This window comes from Pseudomonas sp. LTR0, assembly GCF_036630035.1.
GTDB classification, from domain to species: domain Bacteria; phylum Pseudomonadota; class Gammaproteobacteria; order Pseudomonadales; family Pseudomonadaceae; genus Aquipseudomonas; species Aquipseudomonas putida_Y.
The window spans coordinates 2354280-2370820 of the sequence record NZ_CP123734.1; the positions used below are offsets into that span (position 1 = coordinate 2354280).

Here is a 16541-nt window from a genome sequence, read left to right on the forward strand (position 1 = left end):
TGGCCTGAAGCACTGCAACGGCGCTGCGAACCGGCGCTTCGGTTACACGTTTGCCTGCTCGCTGCGCCCTTTGGCCAGATAAGCGTTGAACTCTTCTTCCGGCACCATGCTGCCCCCCGTTCCCCAGACGAGGTGGGTGGCCTGTCGCAGCCGGGCTGGGGTGAAGCGTTGGCGGGCCAGGTACTCGTCGGCTTGCAGCACCCGTAGCATACCCGGTACGCCGGCCAGGGCAGAGGGCTCCAGTTTGACCTTGTCCTGCTCATGGGCGATGACCATCAAGCGGTACAGCTCTTCGTCGGTCACGGTGTAGTAACCATCGATCAGCCGCTGCATGGCTTTGCCGACAAACCCAGATGGGCGCCCGACCGCCAGGCCGTCTGCGGCGGTGATGTTGTCGATGCCGAAGTCCTGCACGTTGGTTTCATCATGCAGGCCGGTATAGACACCCAGCAGCATGCAGGGGGAGTGGGTGGGTTCGGCAAAGACGCAGTGCACCGCATCGCCGAACATCAGCTTCAGCCCGAACGCGACACCGCCCGGGCCGCCCCCTACGCCGCAGGGCAGATACACGAACAACGGATGGTCTGCGTTCACCTGAATGCCAGCCTGGTCGAGTTGCCGTGCCAACCGTTCGGCGGCGACGGCATAGCCGAGAAACAGCTGTGGGGAGTTTTCGTCGTCGACAAAATAACAACTGGGGTCTGAGGCCGCCTGCTGGCGACCCTGCTCGACCGCTACGCTGTAGTCGCACGCGTGTTCTACCACTGACACGCCGTTGGCCCGCAGCTTGTCCTTCTTCCATTGGCGGGCGTCGGAGGACATGTGCACGCTCACCTTAAAACCCAGCTTGGCGCTCATGATGCCAATCGACAGCCCCAGGTTACCGGTCGAACCCACGGCGATCGTGTGCTGACTGAAAAATGCGCGGGCCTGGTCGCTCGCCAGTTGGGTGTAGTCATCCGTTGGCGTGATCAAGCCGGCCGCCAGGGCCAGGTCCTCGGCGTGCTTGAGCACTTCATGGATACCGCCCCGGGCCTTGATCGAGCCGGAGATGGGCAAGTCACTGTCCGCCTTGAGCCACAGGTTGCCTGCGTTCTGCAGTGATCCTTCTTCGACAAGCACCCGGCGCAGCTGTGGCAGCGGGATGACAGGCGACTCGATGACCCCGCCGGCAGCGGCTGTTTCGGGGAACACAGTGGCCAGGTAAGGCGCGAACCGCTGCAGCCGCGCGCTGGCCGCTTGCACGTCGGCAGCCGTCAGGCCCACATCGTGCAGGGCTTCTGCAGCCTTGGCGATACCCGGGTTGAACCAGCTGGTCTGCTTCAGGGCAACCAGATCGGCGATGATCGGATGGCTTTGTTGCCAGGCTTCCAGGGTTTTTCCGTGAATCATGATTTCACCTGCAGGCAGTCTGTTGTCCGCCTGCAGCAGTCTCGTGACAGGGGGAAGGGGCAGGATAACCCACGGAGTCTCGAACATTACACATTGGCTTTACTGAGGTGTTGCCTGTAACGGCCCCTTCGCGGGCTCGACCGTTCCCACAGGACATCCCAGCCTTAAAGGCTTGCGCAGTACCTGTGGGAGCGGGCAAGCCCGCGAAGGGGCCGGTACAGGCAAAGGATCTGAACCGTTTGCTTGTTCAGCCATAAGGCGGCGCTGGCAGTTCGGCCAGGAGGGTTTTCAAGCCGTCGCTCCACTGCCTGCGAATCTGCTGGTAATAGGCATCGTCGCTGGTAATGCGCTTGCGCGTCATGCTTTCCAGGCTGTTATCGCGGTACACCAGCAAGTCCAGCGGCATGCCCACCGACAGGTTGCTGCGGATGGTGGAGTCGAACGAAATCAGGCCGCAGCGCAGCGCTTCATCGAGCGGCGTGCGGTAATCCAGGTTGCGGTCGAGTATTGGCCTGCCGTACTTGCTTTCACCCAGTTGCAGAAACGGGGTGTCCGGCGTGGCCTGGAAGAAATTGCCTTGCGCATACACGTTGTAGATGGCCATGGGGCCGCCGGCTATCTGGCCGCCGACGATGAATGAACTGCTGAGGTCGATATCGGCCGTGAGCTTGCTGCGGTCTCTTCTGACCACCTCGCGCAGGGTGTCGGCGACCAGCACCGTTGCATCGTACAGCGTGGCAACGTTCAGCAGGTGGGGGCCGTTGCCTTGGGTGCGTTGCTGCAGCAGGTTGATCACCGACTGCGAGGTCGCCAGGTTGCCGGCGGTCTGCAGCACGATCAGCCGCTCGCCCGGCACGCTGAAGACGAACAACTTGGTAAACGTGGAGATCTGGTCGATGCCGGCGTTGGTGCGTGAGTCGCTGATGAAGACAAGCCCGTCCTCCAGGTGCATGGCGACACAGTAAGTCATGCGGTTTCCCTTGCGTTGCGTGTGAAAGGGTCTTGCCGCACTCGCGCGGCAAGATCGGTCTGAAGCCAGCCTGTCACTGGCGATGCACGTGGACACTGGCCTGCATCGATTCGGCGCCGCCGCCGCGGCGTACGCCCCTGACCGGACAGGCGTCGAGGTAGTCCAGGCCCACCGCCAGCTTCAGGTGACGCTCTGGCCGGGTCAGGCGGTTGGTAATGTCGAAGCTGTACCAGGCATCGTCGACCCAGGCTTCGGCCCAGGCGTGGCTGGCCAGGTGTTGTTCATCCTCGGTGCACAGATAGCCGGACACATAGCGTGCCGGCACCCCCAGGCTGCGTGCGCAGGCCAGGAAGGCGTGGGTGTGGTCCTGACACACGCCCGCGCCACCGCTGAAGGCTTCGATGGCCGTGGTGCCCACCGACGTGGCCCCAGGGCTGTAGGGCATGTGCTCGGCCAGGCCTTGCATCAGCCCGATCAGTGCTGCCCGGTCGCGGTGACTGCCACATTGCCGGGCGGCGAAAGCAATCAGGTTGTCGTCGGCCTGTGTCAGGTGGCTGCCGCGCAGGAACGGCAGGGGCGACTGGCTCTCGGTTTCGTGTTCGCAATCCGGGTCGATCTCGACCTGGCCGTGTGCGGTAAGCGCCAGGTGGCCATGGGGTTTGTCCAGCGTCAGCACATGCAGGATGTTGCCGTAAGGGTCGATCTGGCCCTTGACCTTGCAGGGCAGGTCCAGTTGCCATTGATTGATACGCTGGCGTTCGCTGCTGCGCGGCGTCAGGCGCAGGAACTGGATACTGTTGCACACGTCGCTGGCGTAGCTATAGGTCGTGTCGTGGCGAATGGACAGTTTCATACAACCTCCAGGTAGGAGTGATGGACGGCCTGGCCCAGTTGGTTGATGCGGCCAATGAAGTCGCTCAGCCAGGGGTGCAACCCGGCATCGAGGATTTCGTCGATTGCGGTGTAGCGCAGGCGCGCATTCAGTTCGGCGGCCATGCGCTGGGCGGCACGCCCGGTACTGCCCGGCAGGCCCGCCAGGATCAGGTCCAGCTCCTCGATGCAGGCATGTAGCGAGCGCGGCACGTCTACCCGCAACAGCAGCAGTTCGGACACCGGCCGGGCACTGGGCGCGGCGCGATAGAGCTCGTTGAAGGCCTCATACGAGGTCAGCGCGCGCAGCAGGGCGCTCCATTGGTAATAGCCGCGGGCGGAGTCGTCGCTGACCTCTTCGGAGGCCTCGCCGAACATTTCATAGCGCGAATCGAGCAGGCGCAGGGTGTTGTCCGCCCGCTCCAAGAAGGTCCCCAGGCGAATGAAGCTGTAGGCATCGTTGCGCATGATGGTGCCGGAGGTCGCACCGCGGAACAGGTGCGATCGTTCCTTGACCCAGTCGCAGAACTGGCTGATGCCATAGCGACCAAGGCCATTGCTGGCAATGTTGCGCATTTCGATCCAGGTGGCGTTGATGTTCTCCCACATGTCGGCGGTGATACGGCCGCGTACTGCATGGGCATTGGTCCTGGCGGCCTGCAGGCAGCAATAGATGCTGCTGGGGTTGGTGGCGTCGAGGGCGAAGAAGTGCAGCATGCGCTCGGTGTCGAGTTCATTGTGCCGACGCAGGTAGTCGTCCAGCATGCCCGAGGCCATCAGCGACATTGCCAGTTCGGTATGGCCGTCGCTGCGCCCGGCCTGGGGCATCAGCGATAGCGAGTAGCTGACCTCGAGCATGCGCGCAAGGTTTTCTGCACGTTCCAGGTAGCGGGACATCCAGTACAGGTCGGAAGCGGTTCGCGAAAGCATGGCTCAGTCCTCCACCACCCAGGTGTCCTTGGTACCGCCGCCCTGCGACGAGTTGACCACCAGCGAGCCTTCCTTGAGCGCCACACGCGTCAGGCCGCCGGGCACCAGGCGGGTTTCACTGCCCGACAGCACGAACGGGCGCAGGTCGATGTGACGCGGTGCGATGCCGCTGTCGACGAAAGTCGGGCAGGTTGACAGGCACAGCGTCGGTTGAGCGATATAGGCGTGCGGGCGGGCTTTGATGCGCCCGCGGAAGTCCTCGATCTGGGCTTTGGTCGACGCAGGCCCGACCAGCATGCCATAGCCGCCGGAGCCCTGGGTTTCCTTGACCACCAGTTCGGGCAGGTGGGCCAGTACATGGGACAGCTCCGCCGGCTTGCGGCACTGCCAGGTCGGCACGTTGTTCAGGATGGGCTCTTCGCTCAGGTAAAAGCGGATCATGTCGTCGACATAGGGGTAGATGGATTTGTCATCAGCCACGCCAGTGCCGACGGCGTTGGCCAGCACCACATTGCCGGCGCGGTAAACCGAGACCAGCCCCGGCACGCCCAGCATCGAATCAGGGTTGAAGGACAGCGGGTCGAGGTAGTCGTCGTCCAGGCGGCGATAGATCACGTCCACCTGCTGGGGGCCGGCCGTGGTGCGCATGTACACATGCTCATCACGCACGAACAGGTCGGCGCCTTCGACCAGCTCGATGCCCATTTCCCGGGCCAGGAAGGCATGCTCGAAATAGGCGCTGTTGAAACGGCCGGGCGTGAGCAGCACCGCGGTGGGGTTGTCCAATGGGCTGGCGCTCTTGAGCGTGTCCAGCAGCAGGTTGGGGTAGTGGTCGATGGGCGCGATACGCTGGGCGGCAAACAGTTCGGGAAACAGGCGCATCATCATCTTGCGGTCTTCGAGCATGTAGCTGACGCCGCTGGGGGTGCGCAGGTTGTCTTCCAGCACGAAATAGCTGCCATCGCCGTCACGTACCAGGTCGACACCGGCAATATGCGCATACAACCCACGGTGCAGGTCCAGGCCCTGCATGGCGATCTGGTAGCCCTCGTTGGCCAGCACTTGCTCTGGCGGGATGATGCCGGCCTTGAGGATGCGCTGGTTGTGGTAGATGTCCTGCAGGAACAGGTTCAGCGCCTGTACCCGTTGAATGCAGCCACGCTCGACCGTGCGCCACTCGCTGGCGCGGATGCTGCGCGGGATGATATCGAAGGGAATCAGGCGCTCGGTATCCTGCTTGTCGCCGTACAAGGTGAAGGTGATGCCAGCGCGGTGAAACAGCAGGTCGGCCTCGCGTCGGCGCTGTTCCAGCAACTCCAGCGGGGTGTTGGCCAGCCAGCGGGCGAACTCCTGGTAATGCGGGCGGCAAGTGCCGTTCGCTTCGTACATTTCATTGAAAAAAGCCCGGGACATACCCACTCCTTGCCGCCGTTGCCGGCAGCTTCATTGCGGTTCATCTGCGTCTTTCAGGGTGCTGCCTTGCTGGGGTAAGTGGGAGCTGTGTCTCGCGTTAACCTCGGTCTCGGTAGATTGCCTGTGCGTTGAGTACAACCGGTCTGTGCAATAAAAGTGCCGAATACCCCTGGCGGTTCTAGCGATGCAGGAAATGTGAGGGGCACACCCGATGTGTGCTGCCTGGCCGCAAGGGCCGGCGCATCAAAAAAGGGCGCTTTTGATCCGGGCGTGGGTTTTGAACCGAAATGGGGCGCAAGCCGGTGCCGGGCGGCAGAAAAAGGGAATAGGCCGGGTGCATGACTTGGGGGGAGGGGGCATGCATCGAGTGCCGCGCGGGCGGCACCCGATTGAACACACGCTGAATATCGCGAGGCGAGCGCCTTCAGGCCCTCAGAGGCAGGCGTAGACCACCAGCTCCACCAGCATTTCTTCCCGGGCGAGGCCCGCCACCACGACGGCCGCGCGGTTGGGGTAGGGTGCCTGGAAATACTCGGCGTACACGGCATTTACAGTTGCCAGATAGCGGCGGTCGGTCACGTAGATCAGTACCTGGGTCACGGCATCCAGCGAGCTGCCAGCGGCTTCCAGGGTGTGGCGCAGGTTGTCCAGTGTCTGGCGGGCCTGTGCCTCGATGCCGCCGGCAACCACCTGGCCCTGTGTATCGATTGGGATCTGGGCCGTGTACAACGTACCGTTGCCGACGACCGCCCATTCCAGTGGCGCCCTGGAGGCGAACAGCTCGGTCTTTATTGCATGCTTCATGGGTTGTTTCCTCAGTGGCAAGGGTGTTCAGTCGGCGTCGCTGCCGCCGCCTGCACCGTGGCGGCGTGAGGCATCGGTGCTCTCGACAAGGATGTGTTCGGCCAGTTGCCTGAGCCTTTGCCAGGTATGTTCGTTGACGGTAAAACCTTGCTGCAGTGTACGTTGCGGGTCGGTTATCGCCTGGGCGGTCTGGCCTGCTCGGGTGAACAGCACCGTTACGTCTTGCGCGGCCGTTTCAATGCCCCGGGGCCGGGCTTCACTGCTCAGTTCCGGGCGCGGCATGCCGGCGGTAAAATCGGCCAGGTGGTATTGGCGGGCGTCCTCCCAGCGGGCTTGCACGTGCAGCCCCTGAATAGCTGCCCGGCTCAGGTAGCCCAGCAACAGCAAACGGTTGTGGCAGTGGCGGATGCGCAGTTCGGCCTGACCACAGCGCATGGCCTTGGCTGCCGCCAGTTCCACCACCGTCGCGGCGCAGCGCAATACGCTCTGGCCCTTGGCGTCGATCACCAGCAGGGCGTTATCCTCATGGCACAAGGCGTATGGCCGTGCAGCTTCGGCTTGCAGATAACGCAACGCCTTTTCCAGTGCACCGACGCCATCGAGCCCCTGCAGTTGCAACCAGCCCACGAGTTCGGCGGCATCCTCGCAGTCGCCCGGGGCGAAGCCCATGCCTTCGAATGCCTTGCGGCACATCACCTGTATTTCGTTAAGCGATACGCGCATGGTCAAAGCTCCCTTTGCGGCATGACTGCGAAATTCCAGTCGTCTGCGAACGGCTGACCGATGTCGCTGACCAGCGGCGCGCCCTGGAACAGCGTGATACGCACCCAGCGGCTTGACTTGGGGTCGAATTTCCCCGCGCCGAAAAATGCCAGTTTGCAGCGCAGCAGGTGAATCGGCAGCATGTCCCGGGCCAGCAGATTGGCACGGATTTCACCGAAGTTTGTTTTTGCCATGCCTTGCAGGCGGCGTACCGCGCCCTTGAACCTCGGTTGGGCGATCAGGAAGTGAGCGGTCAGCGCCTGAGGCTGCCGTTGCAGGTGCTCCAGCAGCGCGCCATGGCACTGCTGGATATTGCGGGCAATACCCAGCTGCATTTCTTTTTCGGCCCCTGGCTCCTCTGCGCGAATGCCCAGGCGCGGCTCTTCTTTTTCAGCTGAGCGGTACCAGAAGAAGTGCTCCGCATCGGCAGCACTGAAGTCGTAGCGCAACGCCCAGCCATACTGCTGCTCGATGAGCTGGCGCAGTTGCCCAAGGGGCATCTGGGCGTCCAGCTGCCAGCTTTCGTTGACCCCCATGTGCTCGGCCAGGGGCGTGACCTGCTCGGGGTACAGCTCCAGCAGCAGGCTGACCAGAAGCTCCTGGCAGCCCACCCCCGTGTGTAATTGCGCCCAGGCCAGCAGGCGCGGCCAAAGGCCCGCGCCGTCGGCTTGCGTGCCAAGCCAGGTGGCCAGTAAAGCAAGCTCGGCCAAGGTTTGCAGGTTCTGCTCATGCTGGCGCTGGTCTTCGGTCCGGGACTGGCTCAGGTGCAACTGGGCGCGCGCCAGCAATTGCTGCAGGCGCGCCAACGGGGCGGGCTCCGCCGGCTGCGCCAGCACCAGGGCCAGGGCCGTTTCCCGCGTACTGATCCAGTGCTCCACCAGTTGAGGGTGGTTGATCAGAAAAGGGGCCATTCCCAGCCCGGTCGCGTTGCCGACCCCCAGGTAGCGCTGTAGCGCCGGGGCCAGTTGCACTGCCCGCTGCGGGGCGAGTGCCTGGGCCATGTGGTTGATCTGCTCGATGCTGAAGTGACGCAGCAGGTAGACGGTGAACATCTGCGCGCTGAACGGCTGGTTGAAGTCCGGGTTATCTTGCAGGCAACCAAAATCGGCGATGCCGAACTTGCCGTTACCGTAAACCGCGGTGGTGCGATACAGGTAGCCGACTTCAGCCAGTTGCTGTGGATCGGGCTGGCGACCTTCTGCCAGCGCCGCCAGAAACCGGTCGAAATTGCGCAAGCTACGGTTGGCCCGCGACAACACCAGCACGCGTGCATCGAAGCGGCCGGCTTCCTGCAGCGGCACGTTGCGTTGCAGGTCGGCCAGTTGTGCCGAGTCGACATCGCCGGCCACCAGCACGAAGCTGACGTCCCACTGGTCGGCGATGACCCGATCGCTGCGCTTTTCCGGCGGCAGGTAGGCCGAGAAGATCACGCAGTGGTAATGGCCGTTCGGCGTTTCGATGCGGTAGATCGCAGTGCCGAAGCCTTGGCCATCGAGGTCGAAACAGCTGCGCCGGATTTGCCAGCGCTGTTGCATCATCCGCCGCATGCTGCTGCGCACGAAGCTTAGCGGGCTCTGGTAGTGGCTACCCAGCCGGGCCAGGTCCATGACTTGGCTGGCAGGGCGCAACGCGGGTATTGCAGGCACGCTGTTGGGCATTGTTGTTGTACCTGGATGGATCATGTTCAGACGCCTTGTTCACGGGCCATGTGTCGAGCGATGCGCACGGCATCCCACAGGGCTGGCAGGATCACCAGCGACACCGGCACCGCGGTGATGACAATGAAGGATTGCAGGGCCGTCACACCGCCTGCGCCAATGGTGATCAGTACCACCGCCGCCAGGCCCATGCCGATTGCCCAGAAACCGCGCAACCACTTCTTCGGTTTATCGTCGCTGGACATCGCCAGCGCCACGGTGAAGGCCATGGCGTCGCCATTGGTGGCCACCGAGATGAAACTCAGGAACAGGAACAGCGCGCTGACAAGGCCACCCAGTGGCAGGTTCTGCGTCACTCCCAGCAGCAGGTCTTCAGGCTTGGCGCCATGGGCGGTGACGCTGCCTGGCGTTTGCAGCTCCAGGCCGATCCCGGTACCGCCTACCACGGTGAACCAGAACATGGTCACCAGCGGTGCGATGATCGACAGCGTCATGATGATCTCGCGGATGGTGCGGCCCCGCGAGATCCGCGCGACGTACAGTGCCACCATGGGCGCGTAGCCGATGAACCAGCCCCAGTAGAACACCGTCCACCAGTCCAGCCATTTGGGGTCGGCGCGGAACATCGTCAGGGGGATGAAGTGCTCCACGTGCAGGGCAAAGGCCGCCGGGAAACCGCCGAGGATGAACAGCGTCGGTCCGAATACCACCATGAACAGTGCCAGGCCGATCATCAACCAGACGTTGATCTCGCTGACAAAGCGGATGCCTTTGAGGCCCACCAGGCACGAGACAGTGTACATCGCGGTGACCAGGACAATGGTCAGCGACTGGGTGACGATAGTGTTGGGCAACCCCCACACGGCGTGCATGGCGCTGCTGATCTGCAGGCCAAGGAAACCGATCGGACCGATGGTGCCGGCCACTACCGCGATGATCGAGGCAGCGTCGGCCAAGGTGCCGATCGGGCCCTTGAGCGCTCGCTTGCCGAACAGGGGGTAAAGCAGGGTGCGCGGCGCCAGCGGAAGGCCTTTATCGTAATGCAGGTGCATCAGCACGATCGCCAGCAGGCTACCCAGCACGGCCCAGGCCAGGAAGCCCCAGTGCACGAACGATTGCGCCAGTGCCGCGGTGGCCGCCGCTTCGCTGTGCGGTTGCAGGCCGGCGAAGAAGGGCGGTGGGCTGGCAAAGTGCATCAAGGGTTCGGCAGCGGCCCAGAAGGCGCCACCACCTGCCAGCAGGGCGCACATGATCACGGCGATCCAGTTGAAGGTGCTGACGTCCGGGCGCTGGGTGACCCCGCCCAGGCGTACACGCCCGCACCTGGAAAAACCGATGAACAGGCTGACGGCGAAGGTTGCCAGCATCAGCACTTGCCAATAGAGGCCAAAGGCCTTTGTCGACCAGGCGAACAGGGTATTGACCAGCGCCGACACGGTGTCGATGTCGATCAGCGCCGCCATCAGGAAGGCGCCGAGGAATCCGCCGCTGATCAGGAACAACGGCCAGTCGATATCGCGTGCCATAGGCAGGCCCATGGCCTGGCCGTCGGCCTGCAAGGTAGTTGGGTTTTTCATGAAACCTCCGGAACCTGCGATTCTTTTTATTGTTGATGCTGTCCGTGCAAGGGGTTCAGGCCTGTGCCGTGGTGGCGGTCTCCAGCAAGCGCAACCAGTTCAGCCCCATGATGTTGCCCACGTCGTGCTCGGCAAAGCCGCGGGCGCGCAGGCCCTGGGCAATGTTGCGGAAGTCGCGGCTGTTGCGGAACCACTGCAAGGGCGCCGGCCAGTTGGCGTTGTCCCTGGAGCCTTCGCCGTAGTCCTTGTCCTTGCTCCAGCGGCCGTTGCGCATCCATTCCAGTACAGACAAGGGTTGCGCCTGGCACAGGTCGGTGCCGATGCCGATGTGCTCCACACCCATCAGGTCGGCGGTGCGCGCGACCATGTCGCAGAAACTTTCCAGGCTACAGTCCGAGGCACCCTTGAGGTGGAACGGGTAGGTGCTGAAGCCCAGCAGCCCGCCGGACTCTGCGATCCCGCGTAGCACCGCATCGGATTTGTTGCGCTTGGCGGCGTGGAAGCTGGCAGGGTTGGCGTGGGAGATGATCACCGGTCGGCTGGACAGTTCGATGGCCTCAAGCGTGCTTCGCTCGGCGCTGTGAGACATGTCGATGAGCATGCCGACGCGGTTCATTTCGGCGATTACCTGGCGGCCGAAGCGGCTGATGCCGTTGTCCTCGCGCTCATAGCAACCGCTGGCCAGCAGGCTTTGGTTGTTGTAGGTCAGCTGCATGACGAACACCCCGAGCTGGCGGAAAACCTCCACCAGGGCAATGTCGTCCTCGATCGGCGAGCAGTTCTGGAAGCCGAAGAAGATACCCACCCGGCCCTCCTCGTGGGCCAGGCGGATGTCGCTGGCCGTGCGCACCGGGCGGATCAGCTCGGGCCATGTCTCGAAGCGGCGGTTCCACTCGCCCAGGCGTGACAGGGTTTCGCGAGCGTTTTCGTGGTAGGCGATGGTGGCGTGCACCGCGCTCAGGCCACCGGCCTGCATCTGCTGGAATATTTCCTGGCTCCAGTTGGAGTACTGCAGGCCGTCGATCATCAAAAGGTCGTGCATGGCATGTATTCCTTCAGGGCCGCAGGTAGGTGGTCTTGACCACGGTGTAGAAGTCGCGAGCGTATTGCCCCTGTTCCCGGGGGCCGAAACTCGAGGCTTTGCGGCCCCCGAATGGCACGTGGTAGTCGGTCCCGGCGGTGGGCAGATTGACCATCACGCAGCCGGTCTGGGCGCGGCGCTTGAAGTGGCTGGCGTGGCGCAGCGACTGGGTGATGATCCCGGCTGTGAGGCCGTACTCGGTATCGTTGAGCGTGGCCAGCGCCTCTTCAAAATCGCGCACGCGGATCACGCAGGCGATGGGGCCGAACACTTCCTCGCGGTTGATGCGCATGTCGTTGCGGCTGTTGATGAACAAGGCCGGGCGCATGTAGTAGCCATCGGAGGCCAGTTGCAGGCGCTCGCCGCCTTCTATCAGGGTGGCGCCTTCGGCCTGGGCCAGTTGCAGGTAGGCCAGGTTCTGTTCCAGCTGACGCGCGTCAGCGACCGGGCCGATCTGGACGCCAGCCTCCAGTGCATGGCCGATCTTGAGCTGGCGCATGCGCAGGCGCAGCGCCTCGACGAAGCGGTCGTGGATGCCGTCGCAGACGATCAGCCGTGACGACGCAGTGCATTTCTGCCCAGTGCCAAAGAAGGCCCCGTTGAGCGCGCATTCCACGGCCAGTTCGAGGTCGGCGTCGTCCATGACCACCAGGGCATTCTTGCTACCCATTTCCAGCTGGCAGCGCACCAGGTTACCGGCGGTGGCCACCGCTACGCGTCGGCCCGTCTGCAGAGAACCGGTGAACGTCAGGGCATCGATCTCGGCGGACTGGATCAGGGCCTCGCCGACGTCGGCACCGCTGCCCATCACCAGGTTGAAGGTACCGCTGGGCAGGCCCTGGCGGCTGATGATCTCGGTGAGCGCCCAGGCACTGGCCGGCACCAGGTTGGCCGGCTTGAACACCACGGCGTTGCCGAAGGCCAAGGCCGGGGCGATTTTCCAGGCGGCGGTGGCCATGGGGAAGTTCCATGGGGTAATGATGCCCACCACACCCACCGCTTCGCGATGCACTTCGATGTCCACCCCTGGGCGCACCGAGGCGGCAGTCTCGCCCATCTGGCGCAGCACTTCGGCGGCGTAGTAATGGAAGAACTGGCCACTGCGGTTGACCTCGCCGATGCCTTCGGCCAAGGGTTTGCCTTCTTCTCGCGACAGCAGTTCGCCGAGCTCTTCCTTGCGGGCGATCAGCTCGTCGCCGATGGCCATCAGCACTTGCTGGCGGCTTTCCAGGCCACTGGCGGCCCACAGGGGTTGAGCGGCGCGGGCGGCCTGGATGGCCTGGCGGGCCTGTTCGGCGCTGGCCTGATGGTACTGGCCGATCAGGTCGCCAGTGTCCGAGGGGCTGTAGTTGCCCAAAGTGGCGTGGCCTTCACACCACTGGCCATCGATGTAGTTGTTGTAGGTCTTGTGTGACATGGATGAACGCCTCCGTTTGCATGGCATTCATCATGCGAGCAATATGCAGCAAATAAAAATTAATAAAAAAAATGCTTTGATAAGGAATGCTAACCATGTTGCCCGAGCTGAAAATCGCGCAGTTGCGTTACTTCGTACTGGTCGCCGAACACAAGAGTTTCCACGCGGCCGCCCGCCAGGCCTTTCGCACCCAGCCTGCGATATCCCTGGCCCTGCGTGAACTGGAGCAGAAGCTGGGGCAGGCACTGGTCGAAAAGGGCGGTGGCCGGGTAGAGCTGACGCCATATGGCGAGCATTGCCTCCCGTTGTTTCGTGGCTTGATCGAGCACCATGACCGTATTGCCCGTGAAGCCATGCTGTTTGCCCGGCATGAAATCGGCCAGGTCAGCATCGCCACCGTGCCTTCTGTGGCCAGCCGAATGCTGCCAGGGCCGCTGGCCCGCTTTGTGGCCGCGCACCCCAATGTGCAGGTCAGCATTCAGGACGGCACGGCCGAACGTGTGCAGCAGTTGCTCGCTCAAGGGCAGGTTGATTTTGGCATCAGCAGCCTGTGGGTGGACGATGACCAGCTCGAATTCGCCCCCATCGTGAATGATCAGGTTGGCGTGGTGTGCCGCAGCGACCACCCACTGGCGCAGGCGGGGGGGCAGCTGCATTGGGCGCAGTTGCTGGGCGTGCCGATGATCCGCAACGGTACCTCGCAATTACTGGCGGGTACCGAGGCCGAGGGTTTGCTGGCCGATAGCCGGCTGTTCATTTCCAACATGATTTCGTTGATAGCCATGCTGGAGGAGGGGGTAGGGATCAGTACCTTGCCGTACCTCGCTTTTCCGCAGGAGAACGAAAAACTGGCGTTCGTGCCCCTTGTGGAGCCCAAGGTAGAACGGCACATCGGCATGCTCACCCGCAAAGGGCGCAGCTTGTCACCTGTGGCGGGGGCACTGATGGCGTTTCTGCAAGTGCAGTTGGCGAAGGCTGGCTGATTCGTTGGCGGTAGGGGCATGGCGCGCCATCGCCGGCACTGAGGTTCGCAAACGCACGCCCGGCTTTCAGAGAACCGGGCCTGAAGGCACGCTGACACCTGCCAGCGTGGTGAACGAAATATCCTTGGCCGTCAGCAGAAAATCACGCACGTACGGCACCTCCAGCATGTCACTGCGCAGTGCCGCATAGAGGTTTGCCTGCAGGCCGTGTTCGCCAAGGCGCTTGGCAGTTACATAGCCGCGCGAACTGTATTCGTGCACGGCCCAGTTGGGCAGGCAGCAGACGCCGCGCCCGGACGCAACCAGTTGCATCATCATCACGGTAAGTTCTGAGGTGCGGACCTGTGCGGGCTCGACGTCGGCGGGGTCGAGGAAGCGGGTGAAGATGTCCAGGCGGGTGCGTTCGACCGGGTAGGTGATCAATGTCTGGCTGGCGATATCGGCGGGCTCCAGGTACGGCTTGTGGCGCATGGCGTGGTGGTTGTCGATGGCCAGCAGCGCCTCGTAGCTGAACAACGGCACATAGCTGATACCCGGCAGTGTCACCGGGTCGGAGGTCACCACCAGGTCCAGGTCGCCGCGCTCCAGGGCTGGCAGTGGCGCGAAGGAAAAGCCGGAGGCGAGGTCCAGTTCCACCTCAGGCCAGGCGCTGCGGAACTCATCCACTGAAGGCATCAACCACTGGTAGCAACTGTGGCACTCGATGGCGATGTGCAGCCGTCCGGCGCAGCCCCCGGCCAGTTTGCCCAGGTCCCGTTCGGTATTGCGGATCTGAGGCAGCACCTGATCGGCCAGCTGCAGCAGCTTCAGCCCGGCGCTGGTGAAGCGCACCGGCCTGGATTTGCGCACGAACAGTGGCATGCCGATGCGCTCTTCCATATCGCGGAACTGGTGCGACAGGGCTGATTGTGTCAGGTGCAGGCGCTCGGCGGCCTCGTGCAGGCTGTCGGTTTCACGCAGCGCGTGGAGGGTTCGCAGGTGGCGTAAATCGATCATGAGTAAAATGGCGGATCAACGCAGTAATGGCGGGTTTTCTTCACTGCTGCGTGATCCTGACAATTCCTTTGATGGGTTTTCCGTGAGTGGGGTGAGGCTCAAGCCGCGTGAGGCGCGGCGAGGTTGCAGTACTGCCCCTTGAAATACAGCAGCGGCTGCGTGGCAGCAGTGGCCTGCAGGTTCAACGCTTTGACTTCGCCAATCACGATCAGGTGGTCCCCGGCGGCATGTTCGGCGTGAATTTCGCAATCAAGCCAGTGCAGGCTGCCGGCAATGATCGGGTTGCCCAACGGCGATGCTTGCCATTCGACGCCGTGCCACTTGTTAGCGCCGCGCCGGGCAAACTGGTTGGAAATGCCGACCTGCTCACCTGACAGGATGTTGACCGTGAAGCGCCCAGCCTGGCGAATTTTCGGGTAGCTGGCCGAACTGGACATCACGCTGAATGACACCAGCGGCGGGCTCATCGACACGCTGTAGAACGACTGGCAGGTGAAGCCGATCGGCTCACCTTCGTGGTGCGATGTAATCACCGTGATGCCGGATGCGTAGTGCCCGAGTGCCTGGCGAAAAGTCGACGGCTCGATCGCCGTACCGGAAAGCAACATGATAGGTCCTGTGGCTGCATTCATTTCAGCGTGCGTTAGCGAGTTCCTGACGGACGATGGCTGCGCCTGCACTCAAGGCCTTGAGCTTGCCGCTGGCTACCTGGCGGGGCAGGGGCGCCATGCCGCAGTTGGTGCAAGGGTAGAGCTTGTCGGCATCGACGAATTGCAGTGCCTTGCGCAGGGTGGCGGCGACCTGTTCGGGTGTTTCAATGACATGGGTGGCCACATCGATGGCGCCGACCATGACTTTCTTGCCACGAATCAGCTCGAGCAGGTCCATCGGAACATGCGAGTTATGGCATTCCAGCGAAATGATATCGATGCTGGACTGCTGCAGTTTGGGGAAGGCCTGTTCATATTGACGCCATTCTGAACCGAGGGTCTTTTTCCAGTCGGTATTGGCTTTGATGCCATAGCCATAGCAAATATGGACGGCCGTTTCGCACTTGAGGCCCTCGATGGCCCTTTCCAGGGTAGCTACGCCCCAGTCATTCACGTCGTCAAAGAAAACATTGAATGCCGGTTCGTCGAACTGAATGATGTCTACGCCAGCAGCTTCCAGTTCTCTGGCTTCCTGATTGAGAATCTTGGCGAACTCCCAGGCCAGCTTTTCGCGGCTTTTGTAGTGATTGTCATACAGTGTGTCGATCATGGTCATGGGGCCGGGCAGCGCCCACTTTATCGGCTGTGTGGTGTGCTGGCGGAGGAACTTGGCATCTTCGACAAACACCGGTTTTTGTCGAGCGACAGCACCCACCACCGTCGGCACGCTCGCATCGTAGCGATCACGGATTCTGACGGTTTTCCGTTGCTCGAAATCAACGCCGCTGAGGTGCTCGATAAATGTGGTGACAAAGTGCTGCCGGGTTTGTTCACCGTCACTGACGATGTCGATACCGGCGTGTTGTTGTTCTTGCAAGGCCAGGCGCAAGGCATCCTGTTTACCTTCGATCAGTTGCTCTTCTTGCAACTTCCACGGTGACCAAAGTGTTTCGGGTTGAGCAAGCCAGGCGGGTTTAGGCAGGCTGCCGGCCGTGGAGGTGGGTAGCAATGTGTTCATGAACAGTGACCTTGTGCTTT

15 protein-coding genes are annotated in these 16541 nt (G+C 62.5%); 1 reads left to right on the plus strand and 14 read right to left on the minus strand.

What is annotated here, in order from left to right; translation table 11 throughout:
* Positions 1–42: 42 nt before the first annotated feature.
* The 11 genes from QCL51_RS10785 to QCL51_RS10835 form a co-directional block, all read right to left on the minus strand.
* Entirely contained in the window at positions 43–1392 is a 1350-nt protein-coding gene (locus tag QCL51_RS10785; protein WP_021783996.1) for a D-serine ammonia-lyase, read from the minus strand.
* 247 nt (positions 1393–1639) lie between these two features.
* Entirely contained in the window at positions 1640–2362 is a 723-nt protein-coding gene (locus QCL51_RS10790) for a proteasome-type protease (RefSeq protein ID WP_021783995.1), read from the minus strand.
* Positions 2363–2435: 73 nt separating this feature from the next.
* Positions 2436–3215: a transglutaminase family protein gene (locus tag QCL51_RS10795; RefSeq protein WP_338444828.1), complete on the minus strand. Its 780-nt coding sequence runs from the start codon at positions 3213–3215 to the stop codon at positions 2436–2438.
* Positions 3212–4162 (minus strand): alpha-E domain-containing protein, encoded by a 951-nt coding sequence (locus tag QCL51_RS10800; protein WP_021783993.1) that lies wholly within the window; start codon positions 4160–4162, stop codon positions 3212–3214. Before QCL51_RS10800 ends, QCL51_RS10795 begins: the two co-directional genes overlap by 4 nt.
* 3 nt (positions 4163–4165) lie before the next feature.
* The gene (locus tag QCL51_RS10805) at positions 4166–5575 is read right to left on the minus strand and encodes a circularly permuted type 2 ATP-grasp protein (protein ID WP_338444829.1); all 1410 of its coding nucleotides are present in this window, start codon (positions 5573–5575) and stop codon (positions 4166–4168) included.
* Between the two features lie 432 nt (positions 5576–6007).
* Positions 6008–6379, minus strand: a complete 372-nt coding sequence (locus QCL51_RS10810) for a RidA family protein (RefSeq protein WP_003254071.1) — start codon at positions 6377–6379, stop codon at positions 6008–6010.
* A 27-nt stretch (positions 6380–6406) separates the two neighbouring features.
* Positions 6407–7102: a DUF3726 domain-containing protein gene (locus tag QCL51_RS10815; RefSeq protein ID WP_338444830.1), complete on the minus strand. Its 696-nt coding sequence runs from the start codon at positions 7100–7102 to the stop codon at positions 6407–6409.
* A gap of 2 nt (positions 7103–7104) precedes the next feature.
* Positions 7105–8799, minus strand: a complete 1695-nt coding sequence (locus QCL51_RS10820; RefSeq protein WP_338444831.1) for a hypothetical protein — start codon at positions 8797–8799, stop codon at positions 7105–7107.
* Positions 8800–8825: 26 nt separating this feature from the next.
* Complete coding sequence (locus QCL51_RS10825) at positions 8826–10376, minus strand: BCCT family transporter (protein WP_338444832.1); 1551 nt, start codon at positions 10374–10376, stop codon at positions 8826–8828.
* A gap of 55 nt (positions 10377–10431) precedes the next feature.
* Positions 10432–11418 carry a dipeptidase gene (locus tag QCL51_RS10830; RefSeq protein WP_338444833.1) on the minus strand — a complete coding sequence of 329 codons (987 nt, stop codon included), beginning with the start codon at positions 11416–11418 and terminating at the stop codon, positions 10432–10434.
* 13 nt (positions 11419–11431) lie between these two features.
* Positions 11432–12874, minus strand: a complete 1443-nt coding sequence (locus tag QCL51_RS10835; protein WP_338444834.1) for an aldehyde dehydrogenase family protein — start codon at positions 12872–12874, stop codon at positions 11432–11434.
* 95 nt (positions 12875–12969) lie between these two features.
* On the opposite strand from QCL51_RS10835, the gene QCL51_RS10840 reads away from it, so the two are divergent.
* Complete coding sequence (locus tag QCL51_RS10840; RefSeq protein WP_014860458.1) at positions 12970–13857, plus strand: LysR family transcriptional regulator; 888 nt, start codon at positions 12970–12972, stop codon at positions 13855–13857.
* 66 nt (positions 13858–13923) lie between these two features.
* Here the strand turns inward: QCL51_RS10840 and QCL51_RS10845 are convergent, their stop codons facing one another.
* From QCL51_RS10845 to QCL51_RS10855, 3 genes are all read right to left on the minus strand, one after another.
* Positions 13924–14853 carry a LysR family transcriptional regulator gene (locus QCL51_RS10845; RefSeq protein WP_338444835.1) on the minus strand — a complete coding sequence of 310 codons (930 nt, stop codon included), beginning with the start codon at positions 14851–14853 and terminating at the stop codon, positions 13924–13926.
* A gap of 98 nt (positions 14854–14951) precedes the next feature.
* Entirely contained in the window at positions 14952–15461 is a 510-nt protein-coding gene (locus tag QCL51_RS10850) for a flavin reductase family protein (RefSeq protein WP_021782251.1), read from the minus strand.
* A gap of 25 nt (positions 15462–15486) precedes the next feature.
* A complete protein-coding gene (locus QCL51_RS10855; protein ID WP_103462395.1) occupies positions 15487–16521 on the minus strand; it encodes a methionine synthase in 1035 nt (344 codons plus the stop codon).
* Positions 16522–16541: the final 20 nt, after the last annotated feature.

What these genes read in the sequence shown, in the direction of transcription:
- QCL51_RS10785 (WP_021783996.1), bottom strand. Translation starts at nt 1,392, where the DNA reads ATGATTCACGGAAAAACCCTGGAAGCCTGGCAACAAAGCCATCCGATC.
- QCL51_RS10790 (WP_021783995.1), bottom strand. Translation starts at nt 2,362, where the DNA reads ATGACTTACTGTGTCGCCATGCACCTGGAGGACGGGCTTGTCTTCATC.
- QCL51_RS10795 (WP_338444828.1), bottom strand. Translation starts at nt 3,215, where the DNA reads ATGAAACTGTCCATTCGCCACGACACGACCTATAGCTACGCCAGCGAC.
- QCL51_RS10800 (WP_021783993.1), bottom strand. Translation starts at nt 4,162, where the DNA reads ATGCTTTCGCGAACCGCTTCCGACCTGTACTGGATGTCCCGCTACCTG.
- QCL51_RS10805 (WP_338444829.1), bottom strand. Translation starts at nt 5,575, where the DNA reads ATGTCCCGGGCTTTTTTCAATGAAATGTACGAAGCGAACGGCACTTGC.
- QCL51_RS10810 (WP_003254071.1), bottom strand. Translation starts at nt 6,379, where the DNA reads ATGAAGCATGCAATAAAGACCGAGCTGTTCGCCTCCAGGGCGCCACTG.
- QCL51_RS10815 (WP_338444830.1), bottom strand. Translation starts at nt 7,102, where the DNA reads ATGCGCGTATCGCTTAACGAAATACAGGTGATGTGCCGCAAGGCATTC.
- QCL51_RS10820 (WP_338444831.1), bottom strand. Translation starts at nt 8,799, where the DNA reads ATGCCCAACAGCGTGCCTGCAATACCCGCGTTGCGCCCTGCCAGCCAA.
- QCL51_RS10825 (WP_338444832.1), bottom strand. Translation starts at nt 10,376, where the DNA reads ATGAAAAACCCAACTACCTTGCAGGCCGACGGCCAGGCCATGGGCCTG.
- QCL51_RS10830 (WP_338444833.1), bottom strand. Translation starts at nt 11,418, where the DNA reads ATGCACGACCTTTTGATGATCGACGGCCTGCAGTACTCCAACTGGAGC.
- QCL51_RS10835 (WP_338444834.1), bottom strand. Translation starts at nt 12,874, where the DNA reads ATGTCACACAAGACCTACAACAACTACATCGATGGCCAGTGGTGTGAA.
- QCL51_RS10840 (WP_014860458.1), top strand. Translation starts at nt 12,970, where the DNA reads ATGTTGCCCGAGCTGAAAATCGCGCAGTTGCGTTACTTCGTACTGGTC.
- QCL51_RS10845 (WP_338444835.1), bottom strand. Translation starts at nt 14,853, where the DNA reads ATGATCGATTTACGCCACCTGCGAACCCTCCACGCGCTGCGTGAAACC.
- QCL51_RS10850 (WP_021782251.1), bottom strand. Translation starts at nt 15,461, where the DNA reads ATGTTGCTTTCCGGTACGGCGATCGAGCCGTCGACTTTTCGCCAGGCA.
- QCL51_RS10855 (WP_103462395.1), bottom strand. Translation starts at nt 16,521, where the DNA reads ATGAACACATTGCTACCCACCTCCACGGCCGGCAGCCTGCCTAAACCC.